The 14,704-nt window shown below is 73.8% G+C and carries 14 protein-coding genes; 10 read left to right on the top strand and 4 right to left on the bottom strand.

Going from position 1 to position 14,704, the window contains the following annotated elements; all coding sequences use genetic code 11:
- Positions 1-6: 6 nt before the first annotated feature.
- Positions 7-741, top strand: a complete 735-nt coding sequence (locus tag ACZ6WH_RS31440; protein WP_469732605.1) for a TetR/AcrR family transcriptional regulator — start codon at positions 7-9, stop codon at positions 739-741.
- A gap of 350 nt (positions 742-1,091) precedes the next feature.
- Here the strand turns inward: ACZ6WH_RS31440 and ACZ6WH_RS31435 are convergent, their stop codons facing one another.
- A complete protein-coding gene (locus ACZ6WH_RS31435; protein WP_469732603.1) occupies positions 1,092-1,415 on the bottom strand; it encodes a hypothetical protein in 324 nt (107 codons plus the stop codon).
- A 346-nt stretch (positions 1,416-1,761) separates the two neighbouring features.
- On the opposite strand from ACZ6WH_RS31435, the gene ACZ6WH_RS31430 reads away from it, so the two are divergent.
- Together ACZ6WH_RS31430 and ACZ6WH_RS31425 are read left to right on the top strand one after the other, a co-directional pair.
- The gene (locus tag ACZ6WH_RS31430) at positions 1,762-3,639 is read left to right on the top strand and encodes an FUSC family protein (RefSeq protein ID WP_469732601.1); all 1,878 of its coding nucleotides are present in this window, start codon (positions 1,762-1,764) and stop codon (positions 3,637-3,639) included.
- A gap of 173 nt (positions 3,640-3,812) precedes the next feature.
- Positions 3,813-4,319, top strand: a complete 507-nt coding sequence (locus ACZ6WH_RS31425; protein ID WP_432864890.1) for a MarR family winged helix-turn-helix transcriptional regulator — start codon at positions 3,813-3,815, stop codon at positions 4,317-4,319.
- Positions 4,320-4,365: 46 nt separating this feature from the next.
- On the opposite strand, the gene ACZ6WH_RS31420 is transcribed toward ACZ6WH_RS31425, so the two are convergent.
- Entirely contained in the window at positions 4,366-5,478 is a 1,113-nt protein-coding gene (locus tag ACZ6WH_RS31420; RefSeq protein ID WP_469732717.1) for a WD40/YVTN/BNR-like repeat-containing protein, read from the bottom strand.
- Between the two features lie 221 nt (positions 5,479-5,699).
- On the opposite strand from ACZ6WH_RS31420, the gene ACZ6WH_RS31415 reads away from it, so the two are divergent.
- The 7 genes from ACZ6WH_RS31415 to ACZ6WH_RS31385 all read left to right on the top strand — a co-directional run bounded on the left by ACZ6WH_RS31415 (position 5,700) and on the right by ACZ6WH_RS31385 (position 12,169).
- Positions 5,700-5,945 carry a DUF2630 family protein gene (locus tag ACZ6WH_RS31415; RefSeq protein ID WP_361561140.1) on the top strand — a complete coding sequence of 82 codons (246 nt, stop codon included), beginning with the start codon at positions 5,700-5,702 and terminating at the stop codon, positions 5,943-5,945.
- Between the two features lie 352 nt (positions 5,946-6,297).
- Positions 6,298-6,711 (top strand): spore wall synthesis regulator SsgD, encoded by a 414-nt coding sequence (ssgD, locus tag ACZ6WH_RS31410; protein WP_432860595.1) that lies wholly within the window; start codon positions 6,298-6,300, stop codon positions 6,709-6,711.
- Between the two features lie 298 nt (positions 6,712-7,009).
- Entirely contained in the window at positions 7,010-7,417 is a 408-nt protein-coding gene (gene ssgD, locus ACZ6WH_RS31405) for a spore wall synthesis regulator SsgD (protein WP_432860593.1), read from the top strand.
- 124 nt (positions 7,418-7,541) lie between these two features.
- On the top strand, positions 7,542-8,249 hold the full coding sequence (locus ACZ6WH_RS31400) for a response regulator (RefSeq protein ID WP_469732598.1): 708 nt from the start codon (positions 7,542-7,544) through the stop codon (positions 8,247-8,249).
- Positions 8,246-9,853 (top strand): ATP-binding protein, encoded by a 1,608-nt coding sequence (locus ACZ6WH_RS31395; RefSeq protein WP_469732596.1) that lies wholly within the window; start codon positions 8,246-8,248, stop codon positions 9,851-9,853. The genes ACZ6WH_RS31400 and ACZ6WH_RS31395 overlap by 4 nt, the downstream gene beginning before the upstream one ends.
- On the top strand, positions 9,850-10,464 hold the full coding sequence (locus tag ACZ6WH_RS31390; protein ID WP_469732594.1) for a hypothetical protein: 615 nt from the start codon (positions 9,850-9,852) through the stop codon (positions 10,462-10,464). Before ACZ6WH_RS31395 ends, ACZ6WH_RS31390 begins: the two co-directional genes overlap by 4 nt.
- 76 nt (positions 10,465-10,540) lie before the next feature.
- Positions 10,541-12,169: a GMC family oxidoreductase gene (locus tag ACZ6WH_RS31385; RefSeq protein WP_469732592.1), complete on the top strand. Its 1,629-nt coding sequence runs from the start codon at positions 10,541-10,543 to the stop codon at positions 12,167-12,169.
- Positions 12,170-12,199: 30 nt separating this feature from the next.
- Here the strand turns inward: ACZ6WH_RS31385 and ACZ6WH_RS31380 are convergent, their stop codons facing one another.
- A complete protein-coding gene (locus tag ACZ6WH_RS31380; RefSeq protein ID WP_469732590.1) occupies positions 12,200-13,507 on the bottom strand; it encodes a DUF4185 domain-containing protein in 1,308 nt (435 codons plus the stop codon).
- A gap of 101 nt (positions 13,508-13,608) precedes the next feature.
- Entirely contained in the window at positions 13,609-14,598 is a 990-nt protein-coding gene (locus tag ACZ6WH_RS31375; protein WP_469732588.1) for a multicopper oxidase domain-containing protein, read from the bottom strand.
- Positions 14,599-14,704 lie beyond the last annotated feature (106 nt).

Below are 14,704 nucleotides of genomic sequence, written 5' to 3'. Positions count from 1 at the left end.
GATTAAATGGCACGACATGCCAATAAGCGGGGCGCGGCACTGTGGCAGAGTGACGGGCCGGTGGTACGCGAGGACGGCGAAGGGGCGACGCGGATGGCAGCGGGGCGCGGGCGGCCGTCGTTCAGCGAAGACCGGCGCCAGGCGACCCGGATGGTGATCGCCGAGGCGGCGGCCGAGCTGTTCTCCGACCGGGGGTACGAGGCGACAACGGTCGAGCACATCGCGGCGGCCGCCGGGATCTCGTTGCGCACCTTCTACCGTTACTGCCCGGCGAAGGAGGACGCGCTCACGCCGGTCTTCACGGCGAGCGTCAGCGGCCTCGTCGACCAGCTGGCCGTCCGCCCCGCCGATGAACCCCTGGTCGAGGCCGTCGGGGCGGCGTTCGCGGAAGGGGCCGCGCTGCGTCGACTGGCCGACGCGGAGCGGGCGCGACGGCTGCTCCGGGTGATGGGTTCGGTGCCGGCACTCCGTACGCGCTGGCTGGCGGCGGGCCGGGATCTGCAAGACCGGCTCGCACCCGTTCTCGCCCCGCGCACCGACGGGGACCCCGACAGCATGGAGACCCGGCTGCTCGCCGCGGCGCTGATCGACGCGCTCACGGTGGCGATGGAGTTCTGGGCCCGGGAACAACACGGCCCGGAAGACCATGCTGATGAAGACGTCATGATCCTGACCGCTCGTGCGCTGCGGTATTTGCGGATCGATGACCGGCGGGCAGTCGATGACCAGCGGGCAGTCTGACCAGCGAGCGGTCAATGACCAGCGGGCTGTCGATGGCCAGCGAGCGGTCAATGACCGACGGGCGATGCCCGCGGCGGCCGACGGCGAGCCGTAACGGCGAACGACCCGGCCCAGCCCGGCCCACGACGACTGCGAACGGCCCACGACGCCGGACCGGCCTACCTGGCTACCTGGCTACCTGGCTACCTACCGGCCTAACCACCCACCGACCCGCCTGCCTGTCTGCCTACCCGCACCGGCCCACCCGGGCCCCGCCGCACTCCCCCGCCGGGCGGCCGCCCCCACCCCGTGGCCAGCCACCCCGCAGCCAGCCACCCCGCGACCTGCCACCCCGCGCGAGCGGTGTGTGTTCAGCAGGAGCGGTTCTTGACGTAGAGCGCGCGGGGGTCGCGGTCGGTGCCGTAGCGGACGTTCTTCGTGACGCCCTTCTTGAGGCGGCCGCGCGGATCGGGGCGCCACGGGACGACGATGGTGTAGCAGGCGGTCCGCTTGGCGCAGAGGTTCTTCAGCCGTACGTAGCGCTTGTGCTTCTTCGTGTAGTACTTCGCCACCTTGACGCACTGCGGCGTCCCCTGGTGGTGCCGGGAAGCGGCGGAGGCGGGCTCGGCCGACGCGATCCCGAGCGTGCCGCTCAGTATGGCCGCGACTATGGCTATAGCCAGGTATCTACGCATGGGTCCCCCCGTGATCGGTCCACTTGACTATCGCATTTTCCGCGAGACGGACAAGGGACACCCCACCGTACAAGGGAGCACGCTGCGGCCCAGGGGGCGGCGGGGGCGCCCGGACCGGGGGCACGCTTCCCGCGGTGCTCCCGGTGTGCTGCCGGGCGGAAGCGCCCGATGGGGCGGCCGGGGGACAGGGGCGATGACCCGAAGTCACCTCGCGGCCGGTCACTATCAGTCACGATCGGCCACGGCCAGGCCCTCAGGGGCACCAACGGCCACGATCGGACCTTCACGAGTGACGCCACCACACCGGCAAATCATTCACGAGTAAAACACCTGCTAATATTTATGTATGGGCAAGCACGCTGGACCGACACGACTGGGACAAAGGATCACGAGGAGCCTCCGCACCAGCAGCAACACCGACGTCTCCATCGGCACCAACGCATCCACCGACACCAACGCCTCCCCCGGCACCGCCCCCGCCACCGGCACCGATGCCGACGCCGGGCGCCTCGTCCGGGCGCGGCCGCTGCCGGTCAGGAGCACCGTGCGGCTCCGGCGGCCGCTGGAGACCCGGCACTGGCACAAGCCGGCCTTCAGCGCGGCCGTCGCCATCGCCGTACCGGATCTCGCGCTGCTCGCCCTGGACCGGATGGACCTGGTCCTCTACACCTCGGCCGGCGCGATGTGCGCGCTCTACGGACACAACAAGCCGTACGCCGCCCGTGCCCGGACCGTCGCGTGGGTGATCCTGGCCATGATCGCCAGCCTCGCCGTCGGCCTGGTCAGCTCGTCCTTCATCGGCAGCACCATGCTGCTGGTGGTGATCGCCTCGGCGCTGGCCGCGGTGCACAAGATGATGTGCGACGCGACCCGTATCGGGCCGCCCGGCAACCTCATCATCACCTTCATCTCGGCCTCGGCCTTCTTCGTGCCGCAGCGGCCGGACCAGATCCCGTTCCACCTGCTGCTCGCCGTCGCGGGCGGGGCCGTCGCCTGGCTGGTGTGCATGGCGCCCCGGCTCGTACGGCCGGAGGGGCCGCAGCGGATCGCCACCGCGCGGGCGCTGGAGGCCGCCGCCGGTCTGCTGCGTGTCGCGCCCGAGGCCACCGCCGGCCCCCGGCACACCACGGCCGCCGCGGTCAACGCCGCGTGGCAGACGGTCTTCCTCGTGCCGGCCCGCGGTGCGGCCACGTACGCCGCCAGGGCGCGGCTGGAGCGCCTGCTCGTCCGGGCGGAGTCCGCGCTGGCCGTGGCGGACGTGCCCGCCGGGGAGCGGGCGGCGGACGCCGAGCTGTTCGACGCCTGGGCGCGTGACCTGCGCCGTGGCCGGCCGCTGCCCGATGTGACGCTGGATGCCGGGCAGGCCGCCGAGCTGGCCGGCATCGCCGCCGATCAGGACGGAGCCGGGTCTGATCTGCGCCGGCCCGCCCCCGATCACCGGCGCGGCTTCCGGCCCGTCCTCGCGCAGCTGCGGCCCGGATCGCCGCTGCTGCCGCTCGGGGCGCGGGTGATGACCGGCTGTACGTTGGCGGGCTGGGCCTCCATGGCCATCGGCTCCGAGCACCCGTACTGGGCGGTCGTCACCGCGGCCTCGGTCTTCCAGGCCAACACCACGCTCTCCTGGCAGCGCGCCGTGCAGCGCTCCCTGGGCAACCTCCTCGGACTGCTCCTCTTCACCGCGCTGCTGCCCGTGATCCACACCGGGCACCTCGCGATGGTGCTGCTGGTGATCCTCTTCCAGATCGGCGCGGAGGCGTGGATCCCCCGCAACTACTGGCTCGGCTCGGTCTGCGTGACGCCGATGGCGCTGCTGCTGACCTCGTTCGGCAATGCGCTGCCCGCGGGCGTCCTCGTGCGCGACCGCTGGGTGGACACGGTGGTCGGCGCGATCATCGGCCTGGTCTGCTGCGTACTGGTGACCAACCGGCGGGCGACGGACCGTATCGAGGCCGCGGTCGGACGGGTCGTCGCGGCCCGGGAGGCGGCGGACGCGGTGCTCGCGGCGGACCGGCCGGACGGCCCGGCGGACGATCCGGCGGCGGGCTGGGCCCGCGACCGGCTCGCCGCGGCGCTGGTCGAGCTGCGCGAGGCGGTCGAGGTCGCCTCCGGCGAGTGGTGGCAGCGCGCGCTGCCCGCCGAGCGCGTGACCCTCGCCGAACGCGACGGCCACCGTGCGCTCGCGCGCCTCGTCCGCCACCTCACCGCACCCACGCTGGCGGCGTAGCGCGCGTACGGGCGTCTGCGCCCGTGGCCGCGTCCTCCCCGTCAGCCAGTCCCCCACCCCGGGCCCCGGCGCGGCCGGGGCCCGGAACACACAGCGCCCGGCGTAGGGCGGCAGTACAGGAGCGAGTGGGCAGAATGGGCGCGGAAGAACGGCCGGACGAAGGAGTGCTGAGCGTGGCCGAGGACATCGTCGCAGGGGTGCTGCGGCAATGGCAGCAGGTGCACCCCGGTCTCGACACCGGGCCGATGGCCGTGATCGGCCGGCTCAACCGCTGCTCCGCGCTGCTCCAGCAGGCGGTGGACGCGCCGCTCGCGCAGGAGGGACTGTCCCGGCCCGAATTCGACATCCTCGGCACCCTCCGGCGTACCGGGCGGGAACTCACCCCCGGCCAGCTCGCCCGCGAGACCTTCGCTTCGGGCGCCGCCGTGACCAAGCGGCTGCGCGTGCTGGAGGAGCGCGGCCTGGTCGCCCGGCGACCCGACGCCCGTGACCGCCGGGTCGCCCACCTCAGCCTCACCGACCAGGGCGTGGAGCTGATCGACCGGCTGCTGCCCGATCAGCTGTCGTTCGAGTCCAGCCTGCTGTCCGGGCTGTCCGGGGAGGAGCTGGGGCACCTCTCCACGACCCTCTCCGACCTGCTGCTGCACCTGGAGGGCCGGCTGGGCGCCCCGCGGGCCTGAACCGCGAGCGCCGGACAGCCACCGGGCTTCTCCCCCTGAGCGGCGATCACCATCCCCGTCGCACCGCCGCCCGCCCCCGCTCCCCCGCCGCCCAGCAGGCCAGGTCGGGAGTGCAGGACACGGTGTCGTACGAGCCGGTGTCGATCGTGCGCCAGGTGCGGCCGCCGTCCGTCGTGAGGTCGGTGCCGGTCGGACCGACGGCCAGCGCGGCGCGCCGCGAGTACGGCAGCCAGGCCACGCCCGAGCGGTACGCGGGCGGCGGCGTGCTCGCCGTGCGCCAGGTCGCGCCCGCGTCGTCGGTGACGGCGGCGGCCTCGGGCGACGGTTCGCCGGGGCGGTAGTCGCCGCCGACGGCCAGCCCGTGGGCTCGGTCGCGGAAGGCGAGGCCGAAGACGCCGCGGGCCGGGTCACCGGCCGACAGCGGCATGGCGGTGGCGGTCCACGTACGGCCCCGGTCGGCGGAGTGCAGCACCCGCGCGGTGGCCGCTCCACCCGTGGCGAGCCACACGTCCCGGCCGCCGCCGGACCGGCCCGGGGCGCCGCTCCGCGCCGTGACCAGGCACTGTCCCGAGGCGGCGAAGGAGGCCTCGCCCGGCTGGGCCGCGGGCATGCCGGCCGACGGGAGGACCCGCCAGCTGCGGCCGCCGTCGCCCGTGGCGAGGATGCGGTACTTGCCGTCGACCGGGTCGCTCACGGCGAGGCCGTGCCGGGTGTCGAAGAACGCCATGCAGTCGTAGAAGGCGCGCTGATCGGTGTTGCGGAAGCTCTCCGTCCAGGTGGCGCCGCCGTCCTCGGTACGGAAGATCCGCGACGCCTCGCCCTCGCCGATCGCCAGCACCACGGCGCGTCGGCCGTCGAACGCCTCGACGTCCCGGAACTCCAGCCCGTCAGCGCCGGGCGGCGAGACGTTCCGCCAGGTCGCACCGCCGTCGCGAGTCCGCAGGACGGTGCCTTCGGTGCCGGCCAGCCAGGCGGTACGCCGGCTGACGGCGGCGAGGCCCCGGAAGCGGACGTCCGTACCGGTGTCCCGCGACGCCCAGCCGCCGGGGAGCGCGCTCGTGACGTTCCGCGCGTCGGGCGCGGGAGCGGCAGGGTGCTCCGCCGCCGCGGCGGGCACCGCCCCGCAGACGACCGCGGTCGCGGCGACCGCCAGCCGCATGACCGGGCCTCGCCACCGCCCGCCCGAGCGCCGTACGCGTACGTGCTCCGTCGCGTGTCCCATCCGCCCCCCGTTTCCCGTGCGTCTCCCGCGCCTGCGCGATCCGCAGGAACGTAGCCGAAGCCCGGACCCGGCGCCAGACGCCGAATCGCGGCGCGCTCCCCCGCTTCCTACAGTGAGCCGTAGGGCTCAGGGGCTTTTCCGCCAGTGAGGAGTGACCCATGGACCAGCAGGAGATCCTCTCGCGCATTTCGGCGATGGTGGAGACGGAGAGGGCGCTGCGTGACCGCATCGGCGCCGAGGAGTCCGGCGGTGACGAGGAGCGCGCGCAGCTGGCCGCGCTGGAACGCGAGCTGAACCAGTGCTGGGACCTGCTGCGGCAGCGGCGCGCCAAGAGCGAGTTCGGGCAGAACCCGGACGAGGCGACCGTCCGCCCGTCGTCCCAGGTGGAGCAGTACCGGTCGTAGGCCGGTCCGGAGCTACGCAGCGTCTACGCATGTACCGCGGCGTGCGCCGTCCGTTCTGCGTATCCGGTCGTCGTGCGGGTGCCTGCGCGCCTACTGAAGGCGGCCGAGCGTACGTCCGTCCGACCTGGGCGGGTGGCGCGGAGGGCCGGGCCGCCCGGTGGGGGTGCGGCGCTTGCTGAGCGGCTGCTGCCGGGCTTCGGAGGGGCCATAGCGGAACCACGGAGCGCAGTTGCCCGCCCTTCCAGGAGCCCGTGACGCAGCTCACGCGGAAATCCGGTGCACTGCCGTAACGATGCCGCCGTCATAGATGTCGTAGAGGCAAGGAACCGCACCGGACACCAGGGAGCCGACGATGCCGGACATCATCGACCACGCTGTTCAGGCCGGCCTCATCGCGACGGAACCGCAGTCGCGCGCCGTCCTCGCTCGGCTGCGCTACAAGAGCAGCGATCCGTTCGCCGTCCAGGCGATCTTCCCGGCCTCGGCCTCTCTGGACGGCGCCGAGGTCAGGTGGACCTTCGGCCGGGAGCTGCTGGCCGAAGGGCTGCGCGGGCCGGCCGGGGACGGCGACGTGCATGCCTGGCCGTGCGGGCCGCGCCACACGATGCTGGAGTTCCACGCCGCCGAGGGCATGGCGATGGTCCGGTTCGCCGCCGCCGATCTGCGGCGTTTCCTGTCGAGTACGTACCTGGTGGTGCCCCGGGGCAGCGAGTCCCGTCTCCTGGACGTGGACGCCGATCTGGCGGCGCTGCTGCGCGAGGCCTGAGACACCGGTCCGGGACAGCGGTCCGGGACAGCGGTCCGGAACACGGGGCGCGGGTCAGGAACCCGGCACCCCGGGTGATCGTTCACCCGGTGTACCTGATATTCCGTACCTGGAGCCTGCAGCAGCACGGACGTCCGAACCTGGCCGCCTACCCCACACACGACAGAGATCACCTGACATGACATAGATCACACGCCTGTCACATGCACGCCTCACCCGGGCACTGCGTCTATCAGTGTGAGCCGTGCGCCGACCCGGCCATGCCCATGACCCCGACAGCCGCAAGGGAGCAGCCGCGATGCAGAGCGCCATCGACCAAGCCGTACAGGTCCGTCTGATCGCAACGGCGCCGGGAGCGCGTCCGGTCCCCGCGACCCTGCACTACCACCCGGCCGACCCGCTGGCCGTGCGGATGTCCTTCCCGCCGGAGATCTCGCTGGACGGCGCGGCGGTGGAGTGGGCGTTCGCGCGCGAGCTTTTGTCCGAGGGGCTGCGCGGACGGGCCGGCACCGGGGACGTACGGGTGCGTCCGCTGGGCGACGAACGGACGGTGCTGGAGCTGCACGTGGCGGACGGCGTCGCGATGGTGCAGATGAGCTCGGCGGACATCCGGCTCTTCCTGGCGCGGTCGTACGAGGCGGTGCCCGCCGGGGAGGAGCGGCTCGACGTGGACGGCGGCCTCGCGGAACTGCTCGGCGAGGGCTGACCGACCGGGGCGGGTCCACCGCCCCGCGCGAACCGCCCTGTTACCGACCCGCGAACCGCCCCGTCACCGACCCGCACGGACCACCTGTTACCGACCCGTCAAGAAACGTATTGATACTGGTCGCATGCCACGAGTACTGCTCATCGAGGACGACGCCGCTGTTCGGCACGGGGTCTCGCTCGCGCTGCGGCGGCGCGGGCATGAGGTGGCGGCCGCGGCCAGCGGCGAGGAGGGGCTGACCACACTGCCGGCCTTCCGGCCGGACATCGTGCTGTTGGACCTGATGCTGCCGGGCAAGGACGGCTTCGAGGTGTGCCGCCGCATCAGGGCGGACCGGCAGCTGCCGATCATCATGCTCACGGCGCGCGGCGACGACCTCGACGTGGTGCTCGGCCTGGAAGCCGGCGCGGACGACTACATCGTGAAGCCCGCACGCGGCGAGGTGCTGGAGGCCCGTATCCGGGCGGTGCTGCGGCGGACGGCGCCGCCGGCGTTCGACGACGCCGGGCCGCACGAGCCGGGGCCGGCCCCCGTGGAGGCGCACGGCGAACTGGTCGTGGACCGGGCGGGGCTGGTGGTGGCCAAGAACGGCCAGGACCTGGCGCTGGCCCCCTCGGAGATGAAGCTGCTGCTGTTCCTGTCGGCGGCGCCCGGGCAGGTGTTCAGCCGCCAGCAGCTGCTGGAGCACGTGTGGGAGCACAGCTACCACGGCGACGCGCGGCTGGTGGACGCGTGTGTGATGCGGCTCCGGACGAAGATCGAGGACACCCCGCGCAGCCCGCGGTACGTCCAGACGGTCCGCGGCTTCGGCTACCGCTTCGGCCCGCTGTGACGGGCTCCCGCGGCCGGGCCGGGCTGCGGCAGTTGCTGCGCGGCCTGCGGGCCCGGCTCGTCGTGGCGTTCCTGCTGGTCGCGGCCGTCAGCGCGCTGACCACCGCGGCGCTCACGTACCGCGAGGCCCGCAACGCGATCCTGGAGCGCTCGCAGGACACCGCCATCAATGATCTCCGGGCGCAGATCAATTCGCTCGCGCCGGACCTGCCGGTGCCGCCGAGCCGCGCCGACCTGGACGAGTTCGCGCGGCAGCTGGACCGGTCGGGCAAGGCCCGGGACTGGGACGTCGAGGCGGACTACGAAGGCGTACCGGACAACGGCTCGGACGCGGCCGTGGCGGTGCCGCAGGAGCTGCGGGACTCCGTGGAGCGGCGGCACGTTCCGGCGTTCCAGCGGGTCGAGCGCGACGGCGAGCCGTGGCTGCTGATCGGCATGCCGGTCACCCGGGCGCACGACCGCGCGCCGTCGAAGCTCTCCGTCTACGCCCGGCTGCCGCTGCGCGCCGAGGAGGCCAACGTCGAGGAGCTGGTGAGCGCCGCGCGGCGAGGCGCGCTGCCGGTGCTGGCGCTGGCCCTCATCCCGGCGCTGTTCGCTGCGCGGGGCGTGCTGCGGCCGGTCCGCAAGCTGCGGCAGGCCGCCGGGCGGATCGCCCAGGGCAAGCTGGACACCCGGCTGGAGGTCAAGGGCGAGGACGAACTGGCCGAGCTGTCCCTCACGTTCAACGACATGGCGGCGCACCTGGAGGAGAACGTCGCCGAACTGCGCCGCCTGGAGTCCAATTCGCGGCGGTTCGCCGCGGACGTCTCGCACGAGCTGCGCACGCCGCTGGCCGCGATGACCGCGGTGACGGACGTCCTGGACGAGGACGCGGAGGCCGGTGGGCTGGACCCGGACACCGCGTCGGCGGTGCGGCTGATCAGCCAGGAGACCGGCAAGCTGGCCCGCATGGTGGAGGACCTGATGGAGGTGTCCCGGTTCGACGCGGGAGCCGCCGCGCTCCATCCGTACGAGGTGGACGTCGCCGAGGCGATCCGTAAGACGCTGCAGGCCAGGGCGTGGCAGGAGCGGGTGGCCGCGGAGCTGCCGACGGGCGTGCGGGCACGGCTGGACGCGCGCCGGCTGGACGTGGTGGTCGCCAACCTGGTCGGCAACGCGCTGCACCACGGGGGCGAGCCGGTCGCGGTGCGGCTGCGCGCGCCGGTGGACGGCCGGCTGCTGATCGAGGTGGCGGACCGGGGCCCCGGCATCGATCCGGAGGTGCTCCCGCACGTCTTCGACCGCTTCTACAAGGCCGATTCCGCCCGCGCGCGGTCCGAGGGCAGCGGCCTGGGTCTGGCGATCGCGATGGAGAACGTACGGCTGCACGGCGGCACCCTGCGCGCCGCCAACGCCCCCGACGGCGGCGCGGTCTTCACCATCGACCTGCCCCTGCGCACGGACGAGACGGACGCCCCGGAGGACGAGCTGGAGGGCGAGCTGGGAGGCGAGCCGAACCAGCCACACGCAACGGGCACGAAGGGTACGAAGGGCTCGCCCCGCACGACCGGCACAACCAGCACGACCGGCACAACCCGCGCGACCGACGGCGAGGAAGACGCATGAGCCGCCCCCCGAAAGCGCGCACCCGCACCGCGGTCGCCGTCCTCGCCGCGCTGCTGGCCGGTACGCTCGCCGGCTGCGGCATCGAACCCAGTGACGTGATCGACGCCGGGGAGCCGGCGACCGGGCTGAAGTCGGACGGGCAGGCCCCCGCCGACGTGCAGCTGTTCTTCCTCGCGTCCACCGGGCTGCGGGCCGCCGCCCGGTCGGCGGATCACCAGGCCACCCCGCAGCGCGCCGTAGACCTGCTGCTCGCCGGGCCGAACACCGCCGAGCGCCAGCGGGGCCTGACGACCGCGCTGCCGGACCTGCACGACAAGGTCACCGTCACGCCGCGGGACGGCCGCATCACGATCACCGTGCCGACCGACCCGGAGCGGCTGGACCAGCCCGCGCTCAGCCAGCTGGTGTGCACGGCGGCCAACGGGCAGGTGCCGGGCGGCCGGTCGCCGGAGGAGACCTCCGTGACGGTGCGCGGCGAGGACGTGGAGGTCGGCCCGCTGGTGTGCGGCGGCAACAACGCCTATCCGTACATCACGCCGCGGACGGCCTCGCCGAGCCCCGCCACCACGGCGGCCCCGCAGAGCGCCCCCGAGCCGTCCTCGCGGTCCTGACCGGGCGGCCCGCTTCCTCTACGCTGCTCTCGGCGATCAATCCGGTCACCATGCCGATGGGGCAAGGGAGTTGCGGATGGTACGGCGGTCAGCGGCGCGCGGAGGAGCGGCCTCGGGAACGTACGACTACATCGTCGTCGGGGCGGGTTCGGCGGGCTGCGTGCTCGCGGCCCGGCTGTCCGAGGACCCGACGGTGCGGGTGGCGCTGGTCGAGGCGGGCGGCCCCGACCGCCGGCAGGAGGTCCGCATACCCGCCGCCTTCCCGAAGCTGTTCAAGACGGCGTACGACTGGGACTTCAGCACCACCGCGCAGCCCGCGCTGAACGGCCGGGAGCTGTACTGGCCGCGCGGCCGCACCCTCGGCGGCTCGTCCTCGCTGAACGCGATGATGTGGGTGCGCGGCCACCGCGCCGACTACGACGCGTGGGCGGCGACGGCCGGCGAGGAGTGGGGGTACGACCGGGTCGCCCGCTACTTCCGGCGGGCCGAACGGTGGGCGGGCCCGCCGGCGCCGGCGCTCAACGCCGATGCCGGGCAGCGGGCGCACGGCTCGGCCGGACCGCTGTGGATCTCCCCCGCGCGTGACCTGCACCCGCTCTCGTCCGCCTTCCTCGACGCCTGCATGGAGTCGGGCCTGCCGCGGCTGGCGGAGCTGAACGGCCCGGACCACAGCGGCTGCGCGGCCACCCCGCTGTCGCAGCGGCGCGGGCGGCGCTGGAGCACGGCCGACGGCTATCTGCGGCCCACGCTGCGGCGCGCCAACCTCACGGTGCTCACGGACAGCGAGGCGCGCCGCGTCCTCTTCAACGAGGGCCGGGCCTGCGGGGTGGAGCTGGCGGACGGGGTGCTGCGGGCCCGCCGCGAAGTGCTGCTGAGCGCCGGGGCGATCGGCTCCCCGCAGCTGCTGCTGCGCTCGGGCGTCGGGGACGCCGACGATCTCAAGGCGCTGGGGATCGTCCCGGTGGCCGACCTGCCGGGGGTGGGGCGCCATCTTGAGGACCATCTGTCGGTGCCGGTGCTGCGGTACGCGGTGGACCCGGTGACGCTGACCGGCGCGGACACCCCCGTCAACGTCGCGCGCTATCTGGTGGCCCGGCGCGGGCCGCTGACCTCGAACGTCGGTGAGGCCGTCGCGTTCGTGCGGAGCGAGCCCGGACTGCCGGCGCCGGACCTGGAACTGATCTTCGCGCCGGTGCCGTTCGTCCGGCACGGCCTGGAGGCACCGGCCGAGCACGGCGTGACCATCGGGGTCGTGCTGCTCCAGCCGGAGAGCCACGGCCGCGTCACGCTCACGGATGCCGATCCGGCCGCGCCGCCGCGCATCGAGCCCGCGTACCTGAGCCGGCCGGCCGATCTGCGGCGGATGGTGGCGGGCGTGCGGTTCGCCGAGGAGCTGTTCGGCAACGCGGCGCTGCGCCCGCACCTCGGCGGAGCGCTGCCGCCGTGGCGGACGAGCGAGGACGACGCCGGTACGGAGGACACGGTGCGGGCGCTGGCGGAGACGCTGTACCACCCGGTGGGCACCTGCCGGATGGGCACGGGCGACGACACGGTGACCGATCCGGCGTTGCGGGTGCGGGGCGTCACGGGCCTGCGGGTGGTGGACGCGTCGGTCATGCCGCGTATCACCCGGGGCCACACCAACGCCCCGACCGTGATGATCGCCGAACGCGCCGCCGATCTGATCCGGCACGGGGACGGCTGACGCGCGGCCGGGCCCGCGCCCTTCGGGCGGTCATCGGCCGGGATCCGTCGTCAGCCGGACCCGCAGGAACCGCGGCCGGTAGAGCGACACGTCGTCGTTGACCGCGCCGGTGGCCGCGGTGCCGGGCGGGCCGAGGGTGTTGACGTCGTAACTGAGCAGCAGGCCGGAGCGGTCGGTGAACTCCGGGTGCGCCTGCGGGTTGTAGACGGCGGTGCGCTCGGCGGATCCTGCGGGGTCGGGCGGCCGGGGCGGGGTGACCGCGCCGTTCGGGCCGTGCCAGGGGCCCCGGGCCGAACAGGACCAGTAGCTGGTGAAGGTGGCCAGGCCGTGGCCGCCGCCACCCGCCGCGTCCATGGTGAACAGCACCCAGGTGCCGCCGTCCCGGACGACGGTGTAGGCGCTGCCCACGCCGCGCCGGCCGTCGTTGCGCAGGACGGGCGCGGCCCGCTCCGGGTCGGCCCGCCAGCCGTGGCCGTCCCAGTAGCGCCAGGCGCGCGGGTCGGCGAGGCGGCCGGTGGGGACGCGGGCCACGTACGCCTGCCCTGCCGGCCGGTCCGTGGGGGCGTCATTACCGTAGACGTAGGTGTGGCGCCCGTACGGTACGGCCGCGGTGCCGTACAGCACGCGGGCGCCGGGGTCGGCGGCCGGTGAGCGGTCGCCGACCGTGCTGACGCCTGCCGGCCGCAGTCCGGGCAGGGAGAGCGTGGCGACCTCGGTGATGCGGGGCTCGCCGAAGAGCCAGGGGCCCTCGCCGGGGGCGCGGTTCCACAGCAGGACACGGAGCACTCGTGCGGAGGAGCCGGGGGCGCGGGGTTCGACGCGCGCGGCCACCGGCCACCGCCACGCCCCGGCCGGGCCCTGGGAGCGCGGCGGGTCGGGGAAGTATCCGGCGGGTCCGGCCGGGGTGCGGCGGATCAGCGTGTCGTACGGGCGCCCCGGACTCCTCGACAGGACGAGCGAGTTGCGGATCAGGCCGGGCGTGCCGCCGTCGGCCCGAGCGCGCCAGGAGTGCGGCTGTCCTTTGGGGTTGGGCGGCGGCTGGACGCGGTCGAGGAAGGTGTCGGAGAAGAGCCAGAGGGTGCGGCCGTCGGGGAGGCGTACGGAGTGGGTGCCGTCGCCGCCGGTCCAGTCGTCCAGCCGGGAGTTGTCGTCGCCGTAGCGGGCGAAGGCCCGGGTGAAGCGGGGGTCGGGGGCCCAGGAGGCGATCTTCCGGGCGGTGCAGGGGGCGGCGTTCCCGCCCGTCGGTACGGTGACGAGCACGGCGGTCACGACGGCCGCGGCGAGCAGGGCCGCCAGGACTGCGGTACGCCGGGACACCCGGCCGACGGGACTCCTCATGCCCCGATCATGCCGCGCCGGGAGGCGCGCTCCGGTCAGGGCATGCCGGCGGACACCGCCCGGTGGTGCCCGGCTGACGTCCAGTGATGCCCGACCGACGTCTAGTGGTGCCCGTCGTGTCCGGGAACGGTGCCGTCGGGCTTGGCGACGAGCAGCATGCCGGCCATGCCCATGTCGGAGTGGCTCTGGACGTGGCAGTGGTACATCCAGGCGCCCGCGCCGACCCCCTCCCCCGCGAGGAACTGGAAGCCGAAGGAGTCCGCGGGGCCGGTGATCTTGTTGTCGATGACCTGGCTGGGGTCGTCGGGGCCCGTCAGCAGGCCCGTACGGTTGTCGGCCCAGCGGTGCCCGTGCACATGGAAGGTGTGGTAGTACTCGCCGTGCGTGATCATGATGATCTCCACGCGGTCGCCGACGGTGACCTTGAAGTCGGGCCCCTTCGGCAGGTTGTTGATCGTCATGTCGTTGAAGACGATGGTGAACTGGCGGTCCGGGTCGGGCAGGATGTCGCCCTCCCTGCGCACCACGACCGGCCCGTAGAGACCCTTGCGGATGCCGCCGGTGCCGTGCTCGGTGCCGACGACGTGGTCGTGGTAGTGCCAGTAGCCCGCGCTGCCCGGACGCCAGGTGCCGTCCTTGCGTCTGCCGGGCTTGTGCGTGCGCCAGGTGTAGGTGCGGGTGCCGCCCGGCGCGATGTGGCTGCCGTTCATCTTCGTGCCGTCGCTGGCGGTGTCGTAGTCCACGCCGTGGACGTGCAGACTGGCCTCGACGTCCAGGGTGTTGGTGACCTCGACGTGCAAGGTGTCGCCCTCGGTCAGCTCGATGAGCGGGCCGGGGATGGCGGCCTTGCCCTTCTCCAGGCCGTAGCCGAGCTGCCCGTCGGGGAGCTGCTCCATGTAGAGCCTGAGGTGCCTGACCTCGCCGCCGGCACCGGCCCTGCGTACGTTGCCGGCGGCCCTGGCGGGTGGCGCGGCGGCCGTGGCCCCCACGGCCAGACCGACTGCGCCGAGCGCCGCGGTGGCGGCCCCACCGGCGAACAGCCGACGGCTCAACGCCCCTTGCACAGCGGAAGTTCCGGCTTCCTCGGTCATCGTGCTCCCCTCGCAGAAAGCGCTCTCGGCAGTGAGCCGTCCGGAACGGTAGCGCCGTGATCTTCGTTTATCCACGGTCAGGACAAAGTTTGTTGACTTGCGGTCA

It is taken from the genome of Streptomyces sp. NPDC050806 (assembly GCF_055586425.1).
Note: the sequence above shows the minus strand (reverse complement) of the source record. Positions and strands in the feature narration are given on the sequence as shown.

Excerpts from the sequence above, each read along its gene's own strand:
- ACZ6WH_RS31440 (WP_469732605.1), top strand. The coding sequence starts at position 7 with ATGGCACGACATGCCAATAAGCGGGGCGCGGCACTGTGGCAGAGTGAC.
- ACZ6WH_RS31435 (WP_469732603.1), bottom strand. The coding sequence starts at position 1,415 with ATGCGTAGATACCTGGCTATAGCCATAGTCGCGGCCATACTGAGCGGC.
- ACZ6WH_RS31430 (WP_469732601.1), top strand. The coding sequence starts at position 1,762 with ATGGGCAAGCACGCTGGACCGACACGACTGGGACAAAGGATCACGAGG.
- ACZ6WH_RS31420 (WP_469732717.1), bottom strand. The coding sequence starts at position 5,478 with ATGCGGCTGGCGGTCGCCGCGACCGCGGTCGTCTGCGGGGCGGTGCCC.
- ACZ6WH_RS31415 (WP_361561140.1), top strand. The coding sequence starts at position 5,700 with ATGGACCAGCAGGAGATCCTCTCGCGCATTTCGGCGATGGTGGAGACG.
- ssgD (WP_432860595.1), top strand. The coding sequence starts at position 6,298 with ATGCCGGACATCATCGACCACGCTGTTCAGGCCGGCCTCATCGCGACG.
- ssgD (WP_432860593.1), top strand. The coding sequence starts at position 7,010 with ATGCAGAGCGCCATCGACCAAGCCGTACAGGTCCGTCTGATCGCAACG.
- ACZ6WH_RS31400 (WP_469732598.1), top strand. The coding sequence starts at position 7,542 with ATGCCACGAGTACTGCTCATCGAGGACGACGCCGCTGTTCGGCACGGG.
- ACZ6WH_RS31390 (WP_469732594.1), top strand. The coding sequence starts at position 9,850 with ATGAGCCGCCCCCCGAAAGCGCGCACCCGCACCGCGGTCGCCGTCCTC.
- ACZ6WH_RS31385 (WP_469732592.1), top strand. The coding sequence starts at position 10,541 with ATGGTACGGCGGTCAGCGGCGCGCGGAGGAGCGGCCTCGGGAACGTAC.
- ACZ6WH_RS31380 (WP_469732590.1), bottom strand. The coding sequence starts at position 13,507 with ATGAGGAGTCCCGTCGGCCGGGTGTCCCGGCGTACCGCAGTCCTGGCG.
- ACZ6WH_RS31375 (WP_469732588.1), bottom strand. The coding sequence starts at position 14,598 with ATGACCGAGGAAGCCGGAACTTCCGCTGTGCAAGGGGCGTTGAGCCGT.